Here is a 15756-nt window from a genome sequence, read left to right on the forward strand (position 1 = left end):
GAATGGAGGCAACCCATGTCCACCTCATATTTTGTCGCCGCCGACTGGCTGATTGAGCACGGTGACGATCCGGAAGTTCAGATTATTGACGCGCGTATGGCCCCGGCCGGGCAGGAACACCTTCGCGATATGGTCGCGGAATACCGTGCCGGACATCTGCCTGGCGCGGTATTTTTTGATATCGAAGCCCTCTCCGATCGCAACTCTCCCCTGCCGCACATGCTGCCGCGCCCGGAAGCGTTTTCTGTGGCGATGCGCGAGCTGGGCGTCAGCAAAGACAAACACCTCGTTGTTTATGATGAAGGTAACCTCTTCTCCGCCCCGCGCGCATGGTGGATGCTGAAGAACTTCGGCGTGGAAAAAGTCTCTATTCTGGCGGGCGGGCTGGCGGGCTGGAAGCGCGACGAGCTGCCGCTCCAGCAGGGTGACGTGACGCTGCCGGAAGGCGAGTTCGACGCCACGTTCGACGCGCACGTGGTGAAACGCCTGACCGACGTGCTGGTCGTGAGCCATGAAAAAACGGCGCAAATCGTCGATGCCCGTCCTGCTCCGCGCTTCAATGCCGAAGCGGATGAACCGCGTCCGGGGCTGAAGCGCGGACATATTCCGGGGGCGCTGAACGTGCCGTGGGGCGATCTGGTGTTTGAGGGCGAGCTGAAAACCACCGACGAACTGCGCGCCATTTTTGACCGTGCTGGCGTGGATTTACATCGTCCGATTATTGCCAGCTGCGGCTCCGGCGTCACGGCCTGCGTGGTGATCCTGGCGCTCGCCACGCTCGGCGCGAACGACGTCACGCTCTACGACGGCGCCTGGAGCGAATGGGGTGCGCGGGACGATCTGCCTGTCGAACCCGCGAAATAATGGATAACCGCCTGGCCACGCTGTTAACGCGCGGTGCGTCGCTGACCCGCGCGGAGTATCGCGTCCTCGCCCACCTCACGGAGCACCCGCTGCTGGTGGGCAACATCACGGTACGCGAGCTGGCGCAGGCGACGTTTGTTTCTACCGCCACCATCATGCGGCTGTGTCAGAAGCTGGGGTTCAGCGGCTTTAGCGAGTTTATATGGCACTGCAAGCAGCTGCTCTCCGACACGCCGCATATTGCCGCTCAGGGGCAGTCGCTTCCTGAACTCCCGGCGCTGTTTAATCAGTTTATCGCCAACTATCAGCACACCTTCCAGTGGGTCACGCAGGAGAAGCGCCAGCAGTTTGCCGACCTGCTGCGCCAGAAAGAGAGCTTCTTTCTCTACGGGGCCGGGTTTTCCTATCTGTTTGCGGAGTACCTGACCAAGAAGCTACAGGTGCTGGGCAAAACGGCGTTTATCTCCGGGCCGGGGGACAGCCGGAATATTTTCCTCAGCAACGCCTCACGCTATCAGGTGTTTATTGCCGTCTCGCGCAGCGGCGAAACGGAGCAGGTGCTGGATAAAGCGCGGATTGCCAAAAACGTCGGTATGACGATTGTCGCGTTTACCCGCGCCTCGGCCAATACGCTGGCGGGGATGGCGGACGTGCATTTTGCCCTCTATGACGAAGCGGTACACTTCGCCGCCGAAGCCGCGGGGGTGACGTCGTTTGAGTCGAATCTGGTGCTGCTGATGGATTTACTGCTGCTGGAAGCAACGGGGTGATATTCACCCCGCCGTAATCAGATGATGCGGTTGGTTTTGAGATCGCGCAGGAAGCCGCCCCAGCGACGCTCGTAGAACGGGGTGATGTGCTCGGTAATAAAGTGGCTGATGCCCTTCTCGCCGTTCTTCACCTGGCAGATATCAATCGGCTCATCGCCCGGCAGCGTGTCGGTCGCCACGCTTCCCGCGGCCTGAATGATATCGTCGATATCGCCGTCCGCCTCAATACCAATCAGCAGAACCGGATGCTCGTCCGCACGCTCTTTAATGGAGCAGAGAAACGCGCGTCTAACCGGTTTCAGGGTTTTGAACAGCGTCGTCAGGGAATCAATCATCTGCGCGGGCGGCTCGGCTACTTCAGACAACAGCAGCGTTTCGCCCCCTTCCAGCACTTCCTGGGTGCTGAGCGGGTTGCCTTCTTCACCTATCAGATGGCTGATTTCACGCGGGGTAAACTCTTTCCCGGTCGGCAGCTTCGCGTTAAGGAACAGCGTCTGGCCCAGCGTCATTTCGAACAGGGTACGCACCGGCATCACTACGAACGCCTGTTCGTCTTCTACCGCTTCCTGCAGGGCTTCCAGCGAGGTGAAGAACGGGATCACCGACGTGCCGTCGTCTTTCTCCCAGTGCAGCAGATCCAGCGCGCTGTCTTCGACAACCTGCTCACCTTCCGCCGCGGTGCCCGGCACCCAGACGGTGGATTCCAGCAGCGTGCGGAAAAATGCCGGACGGTGGGCGGGCTCGGTCGCCGCCTGCTCCAGCAGGGTTTCTAATTCGTTTTTGGTTTCGGACATAACAATTCCAGATGATGCATTTCCCCTCACCCCAGCCCTCTCCCTCAAGGGAGAGGGAGCAAACCATCCCCTCTCCCCTTGGGAGAGGGTTAGGGTGAGGGCAATAAAGATTACTCAGCCGTCAGCAGGTTCGCCACGGTACGCACGCCCAGACCGGTCGCGCCAGCGGACCACTGCTCAACCGCCGCTTTACGGTACGTTGCGGAACAGTCGATGTGCAGCCAGCCTTCGTGGTAGTTCTCAACGAAGTGGGACAGGAAGCCTGCCGCCGTGCTTGCACCCGCCGGGTACGCCGCGCTCGCGGTGTTGTTCAGCTCGGCAAAGTTGGACGGCAGCTGGCTGCGGTGGAACTCGGCCAGCGGCAGACGCCAGAACGGCTCGTTTTCCGCAGCGGCGCTTGCCAGCAGGCGAGCAGCCAGCTTGTCGTCAAAGCTGAACAGCGCGTGGTAGTCGTTGCCCAGGGCGGTTTTTGCCGCGCCGGTCAGGGTCGCCATGTCGATAATCAGCTCTGGCTTCTGGGCAGACGCGTCGATCAGACCATCGGCCAGCACCAGACGGCCTTCGGCGTCGGTGTTCATCACTTCGACGTTTTTGCCGTTGCGGTAGCGAATGATGTCGCCCAGCTTGAAGGCGTTACCGCTCACCATGTTGTCCGCGCAGCACAGATACAGCTTCACGCGCTTGTTCAGACCGCGGGTAATGGCGAACGCCAGTGCGCCGGTGATGGTTGCCGCGCCGCCCATGTCGGACTTCATGGAGTCCATGAACGCGCTCTGCTTCAGGCTGTAGCCGCCGGTGTCGAAGGTGATGCCTTTCCCGACCAGGCAGGCAAAGACCGGCGCCGCTTTATCGCCGGTTGGGTTGTAATCCAGCGCCAGCAGGACCGGAGGACGCTCAGAACCACGGCCCACGGTGTGGATGCCCATGTAATTCTGCTCGCGCAGGTCTTCACCTTTGGTGATGCGGTAGGACATTTTCTCGCCCGCCACGCCGCACAGCAGGTCAACCGCGCGCTGCGCCAGCTGCTCAGGACCGAGCTCTTCCGCCGGGGCGTTGATGGTGTCGCGCACCCAGTCGATGATTTGCAGGCGGCTTTCCAGCTCTTTCTGACCGGCTTCGTCGAGGTTAGCCCACTCGATTTTGCGGGTGCCTTTCGGCCCTTTGTAGCCTGCCCAGAATGCCCAGCTGCGGTCGGTGTCCCAGCCTTCGCCTTCCAGGGAGACATGCTTAATGCCCAGGCCGTCAATTTTGCGGGCGGCGCGCTGGATCAGGCCCAAATCATCTTTGCCCGTCAGGTGCAGGGTAATGCCGTCGTTATTAATGCTGTAGGTGGCTTTCTCGCCCCAGCGCGCGTCAGCAGGCTGATTCGAGAGCGTAATCTTCATCGCTTCGGTCATTTTATTTTTCCTTATTAGCAACTAGCAAACGGGCCGCCTGAAGGCAGCCCGTTATGTTATTTATTCTGCTTCATCTAACCAGACTAACAGAATCGCCTCCAGAATTTTTTCATTGGATGCGTTTGGATCGTCGTCGAAATCCTCTAAATCGCAGATCCACTGATGCATGTCGGTGAATCGTACGGTCTTCGGATCGAGATCCGGGTTCGCGTCGTAGAGCGCTTCGCCGATTTCACGGCTGTCTGTCCACTTCAGTCCCATATCAATGCTCGCGTGCGTGGTTGATGGTGTAGCGTGGGAATTCCACGACCAGATCTTCATCGGTCACCGCGGCCTGGCAGCTCAGGCGGCTGTCAGGCTCCAGACCCCATGCTTTATCCAGCATGTCGTCTTCGTCTTCGGTGCTCTCGACGAGAGAGTCGAAACCTTCACGCACGATGCAGTGGCAGGTGGTGCAGGCACAGGATTTTTCACAAGCGTGTTCCACTTCGATACCTGCACGCAGGGCAACATCGAGAATGGTTTCACCGGTCTTCGCTTCCAGAACAGCGCCATCCGGACAGAGGTCCGCATGAGGCAAAATAACAATCTTTGGCATATTAAACCTCGTCCACGGACTGGCCTTTCAGCGCGACGCGGACAGATTTGTCCATGCGGCGAGCAGCAAAGTCCTGGGTTTGTTTATCAACGTTTTTAATGGCTTCTTCTATTGCGTCAGCGTCATTGCCTTCTGCTACTGCGCTTAAATGCGCGGCAGCGTCGTCAATCACCTGGCGCTCAGCGGCGCTTAACAGCGCGGCATCGGCAGCGAGCGCGCCGTTCAGGCTCTCCAGCACGCGGGCGGCTTCAACTTTTTGTTCAGCCAGCATACGCGCCTTCACATCCTGCTCGGCGTAGCTCATTGAGTCCTGAATCATGGAGGCGATTTCGCCATCGGTCAGGCCGTAGGACGGCTTCACCTGAATGGACGATTCCACGCCGGTCGATTTTTCCATCGCCGTGACGCTCAGCAGACCGTCCGCATCCACCTGGAAGGTGACGCGAATATGCGCCCCGCCCGCAGGCAGCGCCGGGATACCGCGCAGCGCAAAGCGCGCCAGAGAGCGGCAGTCCTGCACCAGCTCGCGCTCGCCCTGCATCACGTGGATGGACATCGCGGTCTGGCCGTCTTTGAAGGTGGTGAACTCCTGCGCGCGCGCCACCGGAATAGTGGTGTTACGCGGGATCACTTTCTCCACCAGGCCGCCCATGGTTTCTAACCCGAGCGACAGCGGGATGACGTCCAGCAGCAGCATTTCGCTGTCCGGCTTGTTGCCGACCAGGATATCGGCCTGGATTGCGGCGCCCACGGCAACCACTTTGTCCGGGTCGATGGAGGTCAGCGGCGTGCGGCCAAAGAATTCACCCACGCGCTCGCGCACCAGCGGCACGCGAGTCGAACCGCCCACCATGACCACTTCCAGCACCTCGTTCGCCTCAACGCCCGCATCTTTCAGTGCGCGACGGCAGGCCAGCAGGGTGCGTTTCACCAGCGGGGCAATCAGATCGCTGAACTGGTCGCGGGCGATCTCACCCTGCCAGCCCGCAACGTTTACGGTAACCGTCTGCGCATCGCTCAGGGCGATTTTGGCGTCGATGGCCGCATCCAGCAGTTCACGCTGCACGCGCGCATCGCTGCGATCGCTGATTCCCGCCTGCTCGCGAATATAATCCGCCAGCAGATGATCGAAGTCATCGCCGCCCAGCGCGGAATCCCCGCCGGTCGCCAGCACTTCAAATACCCCGCGGCTTAAGCGCAGGATCGAGATATCAAAGGTACCGCCGCCGAGATCGTAAACCGCGATCACCCCTTCCTGACCGGAGTCGAGGCCGTAGGCAATCGCCGCCGCCGTCGGTTCGTTCAGCAGGCGCAGCACGTGCAGGCCTGCCAGACGCGCGGCGTCTTTGGTGCCCTGACGCTGTGCATCGTCAAAATAGGCCGGAACGGTGATGACTACACCGTCCAGATCGCCGCCAAGCGTTGCCGTCGCGCGCGCCGCCAGCGCTTTGAGGATGTCAGAGGAAACGCGAATCGGGTTCAGCAGACCGGCCGCGGTCGCAATCATCGGCAGGCCGTTTTCACTGGCCTGCAGCTGATACGGCAGATGCGGATAGCGGGTCTGAATATCGGCCAGCGAGCGGCCCATCATGCGCTTTACGGAGCTGATGGTGTTGGCCGGATCGCGCGCGGCGTTGGCGCGGGCGTCATAGCCGACCGCGTGACCCTGCTGCTGGTAGTGGACCACGGAAGGCAGCAGATGGCGGCCCTGCTCGTCAGCCAGCGTTTCCGCCTGGCCGCTGCGCACGGTCGCCACGAGGGAATTGGTGGTGCCCAGATCGATACCCACCGCCAGACGACGCTGGTGCGGTGCGGCACTTAAGCCAGGCTCACTAATTTGTAATAAGGCCATAATTGCTTCCGAAATTAAAAATCGAGCAGCTTTTCTTCGAGTTGTTCAGCACTGCTTCGCAGTTTATCGAGAAAACGGAGTTTGCGCACAGTGTCCGCCGCCGCGTCCCAGGTCTCGTTGTTCAGTTGCTCCATCATCTGCTGATGGCGGGTATCGAACATGCCCTTCACGCGCGTGATGAAGCTTTCCAGACGCGCTTCGTCTTTGGCCTGTTCAATCTCATCCAGCTCTTCGCGAAGCTCCAGCTGTTCCATCAGAAACGCGGTGTCGCGCACGGTATGCTGTTCGCTCGCCAGATCGAAACCGTGGAGCGAGAGCAGATATTCTGCACGCGCCAGCGGATGGCGCAGCGTCTGCCAGGCCTGGTTGATGGTCGCAGATTGGGAAACCGCAGCCAATTGCTCAGACTGAGTACCACTCGCGAATTTATCCGGGTGATACTGACGCTGAAGATCCTGAAAACGGATCGTCAGCGCCTGGAGATCAATCGGGTATTGAGCGGGTAGTCCGAAGAGAGTGAAGTAATCCATAACAATCTCAGGGGTAGCCTGTTAGAAGAAACCCCACGCGCAGCAGAGCCACGGTGGGGTTATACCTTCTTACTTCGCGCTGCAGATGCGTTGTCTGCGCTCGTTCACCCCAGTCACTTACTTATGTAAGCTCCCGGGGATTCACTCGCTTGCCGCCTTTCTGTAACGCGAATTAATCGGTATAACAGCGGAACGCGGTTAAACGTGGAAGCTTTCGCCGCAACCACACTCGTCTTTGACGTTCGGGTTCGTGAACTTGAACCCTTCGTTCAGGCCTTCTTTGACGAAGTCCAGCTGAGTGCCGTTGAGGAATTGCAGGCTTTTGCCATCGACCACCACCTTCACGCCCTTGTCTTCAAACACGGTGTCGTCAGACGCCGGCTCGTCAACAAACTCCAGTACGTAAGCCATACCAGAACAGCCGGAGGTACGTACGCCCAGTCGCAGGCCAAAGCCTTTACCACGGTTCGCCAGAAAAGAGCTTACTCGCGCGGCAGCGCTGTCGCTAAGGGTAATCGACATACTCAAACCTCAATTATTTTGCTTCACGTTTGCTTTTGTAATCCGCAATGGCGGCTTTGATCGCGTCTTCTGCCAGAATTGAACAGTGAATTTTCACCGGTGGCAGTTCGAGTTCTTCAGCAATATCCGTGTTCTTGATTGCCTGTGCTTCGTCCAGAGACTTGCCCTTCACCCATTCGGTAACCAGGGAGCTGGACGCGATAGCAGAACCACAGCCGTAGGTCTTGAAGCGCGCGTCTTCAATGATACCTTCATTGTTGACTTTAATCTGCAACTTCATCACGTCGCCACACGCCGGTGCGCCAACCATACCGCTGCCGACAGATTCGTCGCTGTTGTCAAAAGAGCCAACGTTGCGCGGGTTTTCGTAATGATCGATGACTTTTTCGCTGTATGCCATGATTGAATTCTCCTTATGTACCGATTAGTGATGTGACCATTCAATGCTGTTCAGATCCACGCCCTGCTTGAACATTTCCCACAGTGGAGAAAGGTCTCGCAGACGGCCGATGGAGTTGCGAACCAGCTTGATGGTGTAGTCAATCTCTTCTTCGGTAGTGAAACGACCTAAAGAGAAACGGATAGAGCTGTGCGCCAGCTCGTCGGTCATGCCCAGCGCGCGCAGCACGTAGGATGGCTCCAGGCTTGCAGACGTACAGGCAGAACCGGAAGAGACTGCCAGGTCTTTCAGCGCCATGATCAGCGATTCGCCTTCAACATAGTTGAAGCTGACGTTGAGGATGTTCGGAGCGCCCTGCTCGAGATCGCCGTTCAGATACACTTCTTCCATATCTTTCACGCCGTCCCACAGACGGTTACGCAGCGTGCGCAGGCGCGCCATCTCGGTTTCCATCTCTTCTTTCGCAATGCGGTACGCTTCGCCCATGCCCACGATCTGGTGAACAGGCAGCGTGCCGGAACGCATGCCGCGCTCGTGACCGCCGCCGTGCATCTGTGCTTCGATGCGGATACGCGGTTTACGACGAACGTACAGCGCGCCGATCCCTTTCGGGCCATAAATTTTGTGGCCGGAGAAGGACATCAGGTCCACTTTCAGCTGGCTCAGATCGATAGGCAGTTTGCCCACGCTCTGGGTCGCGTCAACGTGATAGATGATACCGCGCGCGCGGCACATTTCGCCGATGGTCGCGATGTCCTGAACGACGCCGATTTCGTTGTTAACGTGCATGATGGAAACCAGAATGGTGTCATCACGCATGGCCGCTTCGAGCTCTTTCAGGTCGATGATCCCGTTGCTCTGTGGCGCCAGGTAAGTCACTTCGTAACCTTCACGCTCCAGCTGGCGGCAGGTATCCAGCACGGCTTTGTGTTCGGTTTTGCTGGTGATGATGTGCTTGCCTTTTTTCTGATAAAAGTTGGCTGCACCTTTGATCGCCAGGTTGTCGGATTCGGTCGCACCGGAGGTGAAAACAATCTCACGCGGGTCGGCACCCACCAGGTCGGCAATCTGATTACGGGCGATATCAACCGCCTCTTCAGCATGCCAGCCAAAACGGTGTGAACGGGAAGCTGGGTTACCAAAGTTTCCGTCCAGGGTCAGACACTGCATCATTTTCTCGGCAACACGCGGGTCCACCGGCGTGGTTGCGGAGTAATCGAGATAAATCGGTAATTTCATTGCTCTTTAAACTCCGTACATCGCTTCAATGCAAGGAATCAGGCAACCGGCTGGATGTACGACCGAGTACGCGGGGCGTGACCGCCCCGGCCTGATTCTGAAATCTTTATCGTTTTATTACGCGCGCAGTTTGACGTCGATAGCGTCCTGCGCGCGGGTGCTGCGTTGGGAATCCTGACCGTGCTGACGACCAGAGACATCCAGAACTTCCTGGTTATTGACCAGTTCACCCAGGGTGATGTTGTTCAGGAAGCCGGTGAGACGGTCGCTCAGATCGCGCCACAGCGCGTGGGTCAGGCACTTATCGCCGCCCTGGCAGCCGCCTTTACCCTGGCAACGGGTCGCGTCAACGGATTCGTCAACTGCGCTAATCACTTCACCAACTGCAATACTGCCCGCGTCTTTACCCAGCAGATAACCGCCGCCTGGGCCACGAACGCTGGAAACCAGTCCATTTTTACGCAGTCTCGAGAACAGCTGCTCCAGGTAAGAGAGGGAGATCCCTTGTCGTTCAGAAATATCAGCCAACGGAACCGGGCCCGCTTCGGAGTTGAGCGCAACGTCCAGCATCGCGGTCACGGCATAACGCCCTTTAGATGTCAGTCTCATGTCTTACTTAACCTCAAACTCGCCCCTGCCCGGGGTTTTTTATTGTAAAATGGGGGTATTGCATAGCAGGGCCAAGTCTGACATTCCTGACTAAAATGGTCAACTATTTACTTGACTGTTTTAGTCAGGTATTTAACGTTCCGTGCCTTCCTTCATAACCCAGGTGCGGCCTGATGCCCTCACCCCAGCCCTCTCCCACGGGGAGAGGGGAAATCGACACTACTCTTTATTCTTCTGCTCAATCGACGCCAGAATCCCGCGCAGGATGTTAAGCTCCTGGCTTTCCGGGCGCGCGCGGGTAAACATGCGGCGCAGCTTGTTCATCACCTGGCCCGGGTGACCTTCACGAATAAAGCCGGTTGAGAGCAGCGTCTGCTCCAGGTGACCGTAGAAGCGCTCAAGGTCGTCCACCAGCGGGTAGGCCGTTTCTTCTTTAGGCTCTACCTGTTTCTCCTGCGTCGCCAGCCACGCCATACGCACCTCATAGGCGATAACCTGCACCGCCATCGCCAGGTTCAGCGAGCTATATTCCGGGTTAGCCGCGATGGCGACGTGATAATGGCACTTCTGCAGCTCGTCGTTGGTCAGGCCAACGCGCTCGCGGCCAAACACCAGCGCAACCGGAGCCTGTTCCGCTTCTGAGACGCTTTTCAGGCCGCATTCGCGCGGGTCCAGCATCGGCCACGGCAGCGTGCGTGAACGCGCGCTGGTGCCAACAACGAGGCTGCAGCCGGCCAGCGCTTCGTCAAGGGTATCGACGATCTGAGCGTTGCCGATCACGTCGCTGGCACCGGCCGCCAGGGCGATAGCCTGCGAGTCAGGTTTGACCAGCGGGTTAACCAGCCACAGGTTCGTTAAGCCCATGGTTTTCATAGCGCGGGCAACGGAGCCCATGTTGCCGGTGTGCGATGTTTCGACCAGCACGATTCGAATGTTTTGCAGCATAATTTTTAATGTCTGAATTCAGCGTCTGAAGAATATTCCGGCATATTATCATAAACGGGAGACATAATCCGATCCCACTGCTATACTCTGCGCCGATTTTCCTGTTCTTTAACATCCAGTGAGAGAGACCGATGCATCCGATGCTGACCATCGCCGTGCGCGCAGCGCGCAAGGCGGGTAATGTAATTGCCAAACACTACGAAACGCCAGACTCCGTAGAAACCAGCCAGAAAGGCAGCAATGATTTCGTGACTAACGTCGATAAAGCCGCAGAAGCGATTATTATCGAAACGATCCGCAAATCTTACCCGCAGCACACCATCATCACCGAAGAAAGCGGTGAACATGAAGGTACCGATCAGGATGTTCAATGGGTTATCGATCCACTGGATGGCACCACCAACTTTGTTAAACGCCTGCCACACTTCTCTGTGTCTATCGCAGTACGCATTAAAGGCCGTACTGAAGTCGCCGTTGTTTACGATCCAATGCGTAACGAACTGTTCACCGCTACCCGCGGTCAGGGCGCACAGCTGAACGGCTACCGTCTGCGCTGCAGCAACGCACGCGATCTGGACGGCACCATTCTGGCGACCGGTTTCCCGTTCAAGGCGAAACAGCACGCGACCACCTATATGAATATCCTGGGCAAACTGTTTACCGAATGCGCTGACTTCCGCCGCACCGGTTCTGCCGCGCTGGATCTGGCCTATGTAGCAACAGGCCGCGTTGACGGTTACTTCGAGCTGTCACTGAAGCCGTGGGACTTTGCTGCGGGCGAGCTGATCGCACGTGAAGCAGGCGCCATCGTGTGTGATTTCACCGGCGGCCATAACTATATGTCTACCGGCAACGTCGTTGCAGGTAACCCACGCGTTGTTAAAGCCATGCTGGCCAACATGCGTGATGAACTGAGCGATGCGCTGAAGCGTTAATCCCGGTCATTCCCTCTCCCCGTGGGAGAGGGAATCCCAACTAAAACGGCCGCAATCCTCTTCCCACCGGCATCGCGCTCATCCACATCGTCACCGCCGCAACCAGCAGAATCACCCCGCCCGCCAGCGCAAGCGTTGTCCACCCTACCTGCCGCCACAGCACCGGTGTTTTATTGCCGCTGAGTCTGACCGCAAGCTGACGGAAGCTGTGAACCAGCAGCGCTAAAGACGAAATGGTGAGAGACGTCCCTGCTGCCATCGCCAGCGCGGAGAGCATTCCCCAGCCAAACACGCCTATCACCTTGCTGAACAGCAGCACCATGATGGCCCCCGAACACGGGCGCATGCCCATCGAAAGAACAATCATCAGCCGCGCGCGCCAGTCGTCGCCGTTCTGCAATTGTTCCTGCGTGGGCAAATGCTGATGCCCGCAGCCGCAGTTTGCATCATGAACGTGGTGCGGCGTGAAGGTTTTGAATTTCGGTTTTTGCAGCAGCACGCGCAGCTTTTTCAGCGCCCGCCAGCAGAGGATCAGCCCCAGCACGCCCACCAGCGCGTAGCTTCCCTTCTCCAGCCAGAAACTGCTCATGTGCAGCTGGCGCGCGGGAAGCTGCAACAGCGAAAGCACGATCACGACGAGCGCAATCGCCACGCTGCCCTGAAGCAGCGAGGAGGCCAGCGTCAGCCCGATACTCGATTTCAGCTTCGACGGATGGGTGGCGAGCCAGGTCGTTATCACGATTTTGCCGTGCCCCGGCCCCAGCGCGTGCAGAACGCCATAGATAAAGCTGAACGCCAGCAGGGAACCACCCGCTTTGGTCGGGTTCTCCGCCACCGCCTTCAGCAGAGCGCTCATCTGCTGGTTGACCTCACGCTGCCAGACGATGCTTTTCATCATGACCTGCGGCCAGGCCTGCCACAGCCAGAGTGAACCGCAAACGGCCAGCAGGAGAAAAAGCGCCAGCGGCCAGAGGTGCAGCCAGCGGCGCGGTTTCCGAACCGGAGAGGAGATCACTGACATTGTAACGTTACCTCCTGCGCGAACTGTTTACCCAACTCCATGTCCTCAGGCGGTGCATCTTCCTTATCAAGCGAGACCGCAAAGTTCAGCGTCTCCTCGCTGGGTTTCGGGGTGTGAACGCCAATTTTGCAGTTTTTTTGCAGAGCGTCCGGCAATCGTACGTCGCCGTCTTTGTCATAGCGCATATCGACATAGTAGGTAGGATCAAAAGTGGAAAACGTGTACGTTTGCCCGGCCAGCGGCTGCGGATGCGCCAGCGGGAGCACAAACGTCAGCACCGCCTGATGCCCGTCACGCGTCATCCCGTATTCCGTTGGCCGGTTCAGAAATTTGACCTTTTGCCCGTTGTGCCAGAATTCCGTGAAGTAGTGCTGGCCGAGCACGTTGGCCATCACTTCCGCCGCCAGCTTTTTCCAGATTTCATCGCCGGGCTTCGCGTTTCCCGCATCATAGAGCAGATCGGCCGAGGTGATTTCATCCATCGTCCAGCGCATCTTCAGGCCGCTCAGCTGCGTGCCGTCGGTAACCAGCTCGGTCTGGAGGTCAATAAAACTGTGAGGGTGTGCGCTGGCGGTGAAGCTGATAACCGCCAAAAATAACGCCATCGCACTTTGTTTAACTGTTTGCATCAATTCCTCACGTCAAAAATTCTGTGATGTTCCCCAGCAATCCTGAGTGAAAGGCCTGCCGGCGCGCTTTTCAGCGCTCATCCTTTAGCTATTCTTATCAAACATTCACACTGGATACCCGACAGATGATGACGACGCTTGAAATTCCATCTGTGCTTTCCAGTTCGCAGCGCCGCTGCCAGGTGCTTTTGATGCTATACCTGCCCGATGCTGCCGTCACCGCAGAGAGCATAATCGCTGCCAACGGGGTGGACGACGCGATGGCACGGCAAGATATAGCCGAGACGCGCGATGAAATCCAGCGCTATCACCGGCTGGACATCGTCACGCACCACGACGGCAGCTACCGGATTGAAGGCACAGCCCTGAATCAGCGTTTATGCCTGCTGCACTGGCTGCGCCGGGCGCTGCGGCTTTGCCCGCAGTTTGTCTCACACCAGTTTACCCCCGCATTAAAAACCGCGCTTAAACAACACGGCATTGCGCGGCCGCTTTACGACGATGCGAACCTGCGGGCGCTGATCGGCTTCTGCTCCCGCAAGCTGCAGCGCCAGTTTGAATGCCGCGACGTCCAGTTTTTACAGCTCTATCTGCAATACTGTCTTATTCAGCACCAGCTCGGGAATACGCCACAGTTTTCTCACGTTCAGCGCAGCTGGACCCAGTCGAGAGGGGAGTATTTTACGGCCCAGGAGATCGTGCGTCACTGGAGACGTCGCGTGCCGCAGGGAGCGCACGGGGATGAACAGCTGTTTCTGGCGCTGCTGTTTATGATGCTGCGCACGCCCGATCCGGTGCTCGATAAACACCAGCAGGATCAGCGCTTGCGCCGGGCCATCGTGCGCATGGTCGCCCGTTTTCGCTCGCAGACCGGGATGAACTTCAGCGATGAGCAAGGGCTGACCGATCAGCTGTATATCCATCTGGCTCAGGCGCTGGACCGCTCGCTGTTTGAAATTGGCATCGACAATAGCTTGCCGGAGGAGATCCATCGTCTCTATCCCCGGCTGTTACGCACCACAAAGGAAGCGCTGTTTGAGCTGGAAGCGGAGTTTGGGCTGCGTTTTTCTGATGAAGAGATGAGTCTTGTCGCGGTGATTTTCGGCGCCTGGCTGATGCAGGAGACCGATCTGCACGAAAAACAGGTGATCCTGCTGACGGGAGACGATAAAGCCAGCGAGGACCTGATTGAACAGCAGCTTCGCGAGCTGACGCTGCTGCCGCTCAACATTCGCTATCTGACGCTGCAGGCTTTCCAGAAAGAGGGGGCACCGCGCGAGGCCGCGCTGGTTATCACCCCCTACCCTACCGTTCTGCCGCTGTTCTCGCCGCCGCTGATACATGCCGTTGAAACATTGAACGCGCAGCAGCAAGAACATATTCGCGCCATGCTGGAATCATAGCGAGGCGCGAGCGGCCACTTTCGGGCGAACAACGATGGCGGGTAAGGCGACCAGCGCCATCACCCAGAAAACCCCATGCCCCAGGTGCTGGTAGAGGAACCCCGCAAAGACCGTCATGATCGCGATACTGCCCCCCATCGCGACCGCCGAGTAGACGGCCTGCAGGCGAATAACGTCTCCGCCCTCGCGCGCAGCGATATAGCGCATCGCCGCCAGATGGCACACGGTAAAGGTGCCGCAGTGAAGAATTTGCGCCACTATCAGCCACGGCAGATCGGTCGTCCAGCCCATAATCCCCCAGCGCGCCACGCCGCACACGGCGGAAAGCAGCAGAAGGTCTCGCGCGCCAAAGCGACGGAACAGCTTCTTGCTCAGGGCGAAGATAATGACTTCGGCCACTACCCCCAGCGACCACAGATAGCCCACTGCGGAAGCAGAATATCCCGCCCCCTGCCAGTAGATGGCGCTGAAGCCATAGTACGCCGCATGCGCCCCCTGAAGCAGACAGACACACGCCAGAAAACGCCAGCTTTGTGCCACCAGGCTCCGCCAGGCGGGCCATCCTGCGCTCTCCTGATGGCGGCTTTCCCCTTGCGGCATCACCGACGGACGCAGCAGCATACCCAGCAGCATCGAGGCAATACCGATACTCAGCAGGGCGAGAATGGCGCGGTAATCGTAAAGGCTGACCAGTTTGCCCACCAGCGCGGAACCAATCACAAAGGCAATTGAGCCCCACAGGCGCACGCGGCCGTAGTCCATGGTGATCTGCTTTTGCCAGGTGTTCGCCAGGGCATCCGTCAGCGGTACCAGCGGTGAGAAGAACAGGTTAAAGCCGACCATCACCACCATCAGCCAGGCAAACTGGTGGCTGACCCAGAAGCAGGCAACAAAGACCAGCGTCAGCAAAGCAAGAATGCGCACGGCCTTGATCAGTAAGGAGGGATCGCTGACGCGCGGGGCAATCAGCAGGCTGCCGAGGAAACGCGCCACCAGCCCGGCCCCCAGCAGGACACCGATAGTCTCAGGAGTCAGACCGATACCCTTGAGCCAGACGCTCCAGAAAGGCAGAAAAATACCGTAGCTAAAGAAATAGGTGAAATAACTGAGCGCCAGCCAGCGCGTGGAATGCAAGACCATGAATCCCTCCCGAAATCGAGGCCATAGTCTGGCGAGAATATAAAAATTAAGCAAGTAGATAGCCTGCTATAAATTAACGAAAAATTAACATCTTGTGCAGTCGTCTGG

General features: G+C 58.1%; 18 protein-coding genes. 4 read left to right on the top strand and 14 right to left on the bottom strand.

All coding sequences use genetic code 11. The features are described from left to right. Nucleotides 1-15: 15 nt before the first annotated feature. Together sseA and IM317_RS13200 are read left to right on the top strand one after the other, a co-directional pair. A complete protein-coding gene (gene sseA / locus IM317_RS13195) occupies nucleotides 16-864 on the top strand; it encodes a 3-mercaptopyruvate sulfurtransferase (RefSeq protein WP_033146218.1) in 849 nt (282 codons plus the stop codon). After that, nucleotides 864-1634, top strand: coding sequence for a MurR/RpiR family transcriptional regulator (locus tag IM317_RS13200; RefSeq protein WP_033146219.1), 771 nt, complete (start codon nucleotides 864-866; stop codon nucleotides 1632-1634). The genes sseA and IM317_RS13200 overlap by 1 nt, the downstream gene beginning before the upstream one ends. Nucleotides 1635-1651: 17 nt before the next feature. Here IM317_RS13200 and sseB read toward each other — a convergent pair whose 3' ends face one another. The 11 genes from sseB to trmJ all read right to left on the bottom strand — a co-directional run bounded on the left by sseB (nucleotide 1652) and on the right by trmJ (nucleotide 10520). Next, nucleotides 1652-2428, bottom strand: coding sequence for an enhanced serine sensitivity protein SseB (sseB, locus tag IM317_RS13205; protein WP_023333036.1), 777 nt, complete (start codon nucleotides 2426-2428; stop codon nucleotides 1652-1654). Nucleotides 2429-2538: 110 nt separating this feature from the next. Continuing rightward, nucleotides 2539-3825, bottom strand: coding sequence for an aminopeptidase PepB (pepB, locus tag IM317_RS13210; protein WP_033146220.1), 1287 nt, complete (start codon nucleotides 3823-3825; stop codon nucleotides 2539-2541). A 60-nt stretch (nucleotides 3826-3885) separates the two neighbouring features. Beyond that, nucleotides 3886-4086: a Fe-S cluster assembly protein IscX gene (gene iscX / locus IM317_RS13215; protein ID WP_003860650.1), complete on the bottom strand. Its 201-nt coding sequence runs from the start codon at nucleotides 4084-4086 to the stop codon at nucleotides 3886-3888. A gap of 1 nt (nucleotide 4087) precedes the next feature. After that, nucleotides 4088-4423: an ISC system 2Fe-2S type ferredoxin gene (gene fdx, locus IM317_RS13220; RefSeq protein WP_033146221.1), complete on the bottom strand. Its 336-nt coding sequence runs from the start codon at nucleotides 4421-4423 to the stop codon at nucleotides 4088-4090. A 1-nt stretch (nucleotide 4424) separates the two neighbouring features. After that, nucleotides 4425-6275 (bottom strand): Fe-S protein assembly chaperone HscA, encoded by a 1851-nt coding sequence (gene hscA / locus IM317_RS13225; RefSeq protein ID WP_033146222.1) that lies wholly within the window; start codon nucleotides 6273-6275, stop codon nucleotides 4425-4427. Nucleotides 6276-6289: 14 nt separating this feature from the next. Next, the gene (gene hscB / locus IM317_RS13230) at nucleotides 6290-6805 is read right to left on the bottom strand and encodes a co-chaperone HscB (RefSeq protein WP_033146223.1); all 516 of its coding nucleotides are present in this window, start codon (nucleotides 6803-6805) and stop codon (nucleotides 6290-6292) included. 198 nt (nucleotides 6806-7003) lie between these two features. Then, nucleotides 7004-7327, bottom strand: coding sequence for an iron-sulfur cluster assembly protein IscA (gene iscA, locus IM317_RS13235; protein ID WP_003860659.1), 324 nt, complete (start codon nucleotides 7325-7327; stop codon nucleotides 7004-7006). 13 nt (nucleotides 7328-7340) lie between these two features. Then, nucleotides 7341-7727: a Fe-S cluster assembly scaffold IscU gene (gene iscU, locus IM317_RS13240; protein ID WP_003860661.1), complete on the bottom strand. Its 387-nt coding sequence runs from the start codon at nucleotides 7725-7727 to the stop codon at nucleotides 7341-7343. A gap of 24 nt (nucleotides 7728-7751) precedes the next feature. Then, the gene (gene iscS, locus IM317_RS13245; RefSeq protein ID WP_008502157.1) at nucleotides 7752-8966 is read right to left on the bottom strand and encodes a cysteine desulfurase; all 1215 of its coding nucleotides are present in this window, start codon (nucleotides 8964-8966) and stop codon (nucleotides 7752-7754) included. A gap of 117 nt (nucleotides 8967-9083) precedes the next feature. After that, nucleotides 9084-9575, bottom strand: a complete 492-nt coding sequence (iscR, locus tag IM317_RS13250) for a Fe-S cluster assembly transcriptional regulator IscR (RefSeq protein ID WP_023308826.1) — start codon at nucleotides 9573-9575, stop codon at nucleotides 9084-9086. Between the two features lie 219 nt (nucleotides 9576-9794). Next, on the bottom strand, nucleotides 9795-10520 hold the full coding sequence (gene trmJ / locus IM317_RS13255; protein ID WP_033146224.1) for a tRNA (cytosine(32)/uridine(32)-2'-O)-methyltransferase TrmJ: 726 nt from the start codon (nucleotides 10518-10520) through the stop codon (nucleotides 9795-9797). A 131-nt stretch (nucleotides 10521-10651) separates the two neighbouring features. Here trmJ and suhB point away from each other — a divergent pair, with 131 nt between their 5' ends. Beyond that, nucleotides 10652-11455: an inositol-1-monophosphatase gene (gene suhB / locus IM317_RS13260; RefSeq protein WP_023308828.1), complete on the top strand. Its 804-nt coding sequence runs from the start codon at nucleotides 10652-10654 to the stop codon at nucleotides 11453-11455. A 40-nt stretch (nucleotides 11456-11495) separates the two neighbouring features. Here the strand turns inward: suhB and IM317_RS13265 are convergent, their stop codons facing one another. Together IM317_RS13265 and IM317_RS13270 are read right to left on the bottom strand one after the other, a co-directional pair. After that, a complete protein-coding gene (locus IM317_RS13265) occupies nucleotides 11496-12476 on the bottom strand; it encodes a nickel/cobalt transporter (protein WP_033146225.1) in 981 nt (326 codons plus the stop codon). Then, nucleotides 12467-13105: a DUF1007 family protein gene (locus tag IM317_RS13270; RefSeq protein ID WP_033146226.1), complete on the bottom strand. Its 639-nt coding sequence runs from the start codon at nucleotides 13103-13105 to the stop codon at nucleotides 12467-12469. The genes IM317_RS13265 and IM317_RS13270 overlap by 10 nt, the downstream gene beginning before the upstream one ends. Nucleotides 13106-13230: 125 nt before the next feature. On the opposite strand from IM317_RS13270, the gene csiE reads away from it, so the two are divergent. Then, complete coding sequence (gene csiE, locus IM317_RS13275) at nucleotides 13231-14508, top strand: stationary phase inducible protein CsiE (RefSeq protein ID WP_033146227.1); 1278 nt, start codon at nucleotides 13231-13233, stop codon at nucleotides 14506-14508. On the opposite strand, the gene IM317_RS13280 is transcribed toward csiE, so the two are convergent. Continuing rightward, nucleotides 14503-15648 (bottom strand): 3-phenylpropionate MFS transporter, encoded by a 1146-nt coding sequence (locus tag IM317_RS13280; RefSeq protein WP_008502163.1) that lies wholly within the window; start codon nucleotides 15646-15648, stop codon nucleotides 14503-14505. The two genes, csiE and IM317_RS13280, sit on opposite strands and share 6 nt — an antisense overlap. Nucleotides 15649-15756: the final 108 nt, after the last annotated feature.

It is taken from the genome of Enterobacter cloacae complex sp. S3 (genome assembly GCF_014930495.1).
In the GTDB taxonomy this organism is placed as follows: Bacteria; Pseudomonadota; Gammaproteobacteria; order Enterobacterales; family Enterobacteriaceae; genus Enterobacter; species Enterobacter asburiae_B.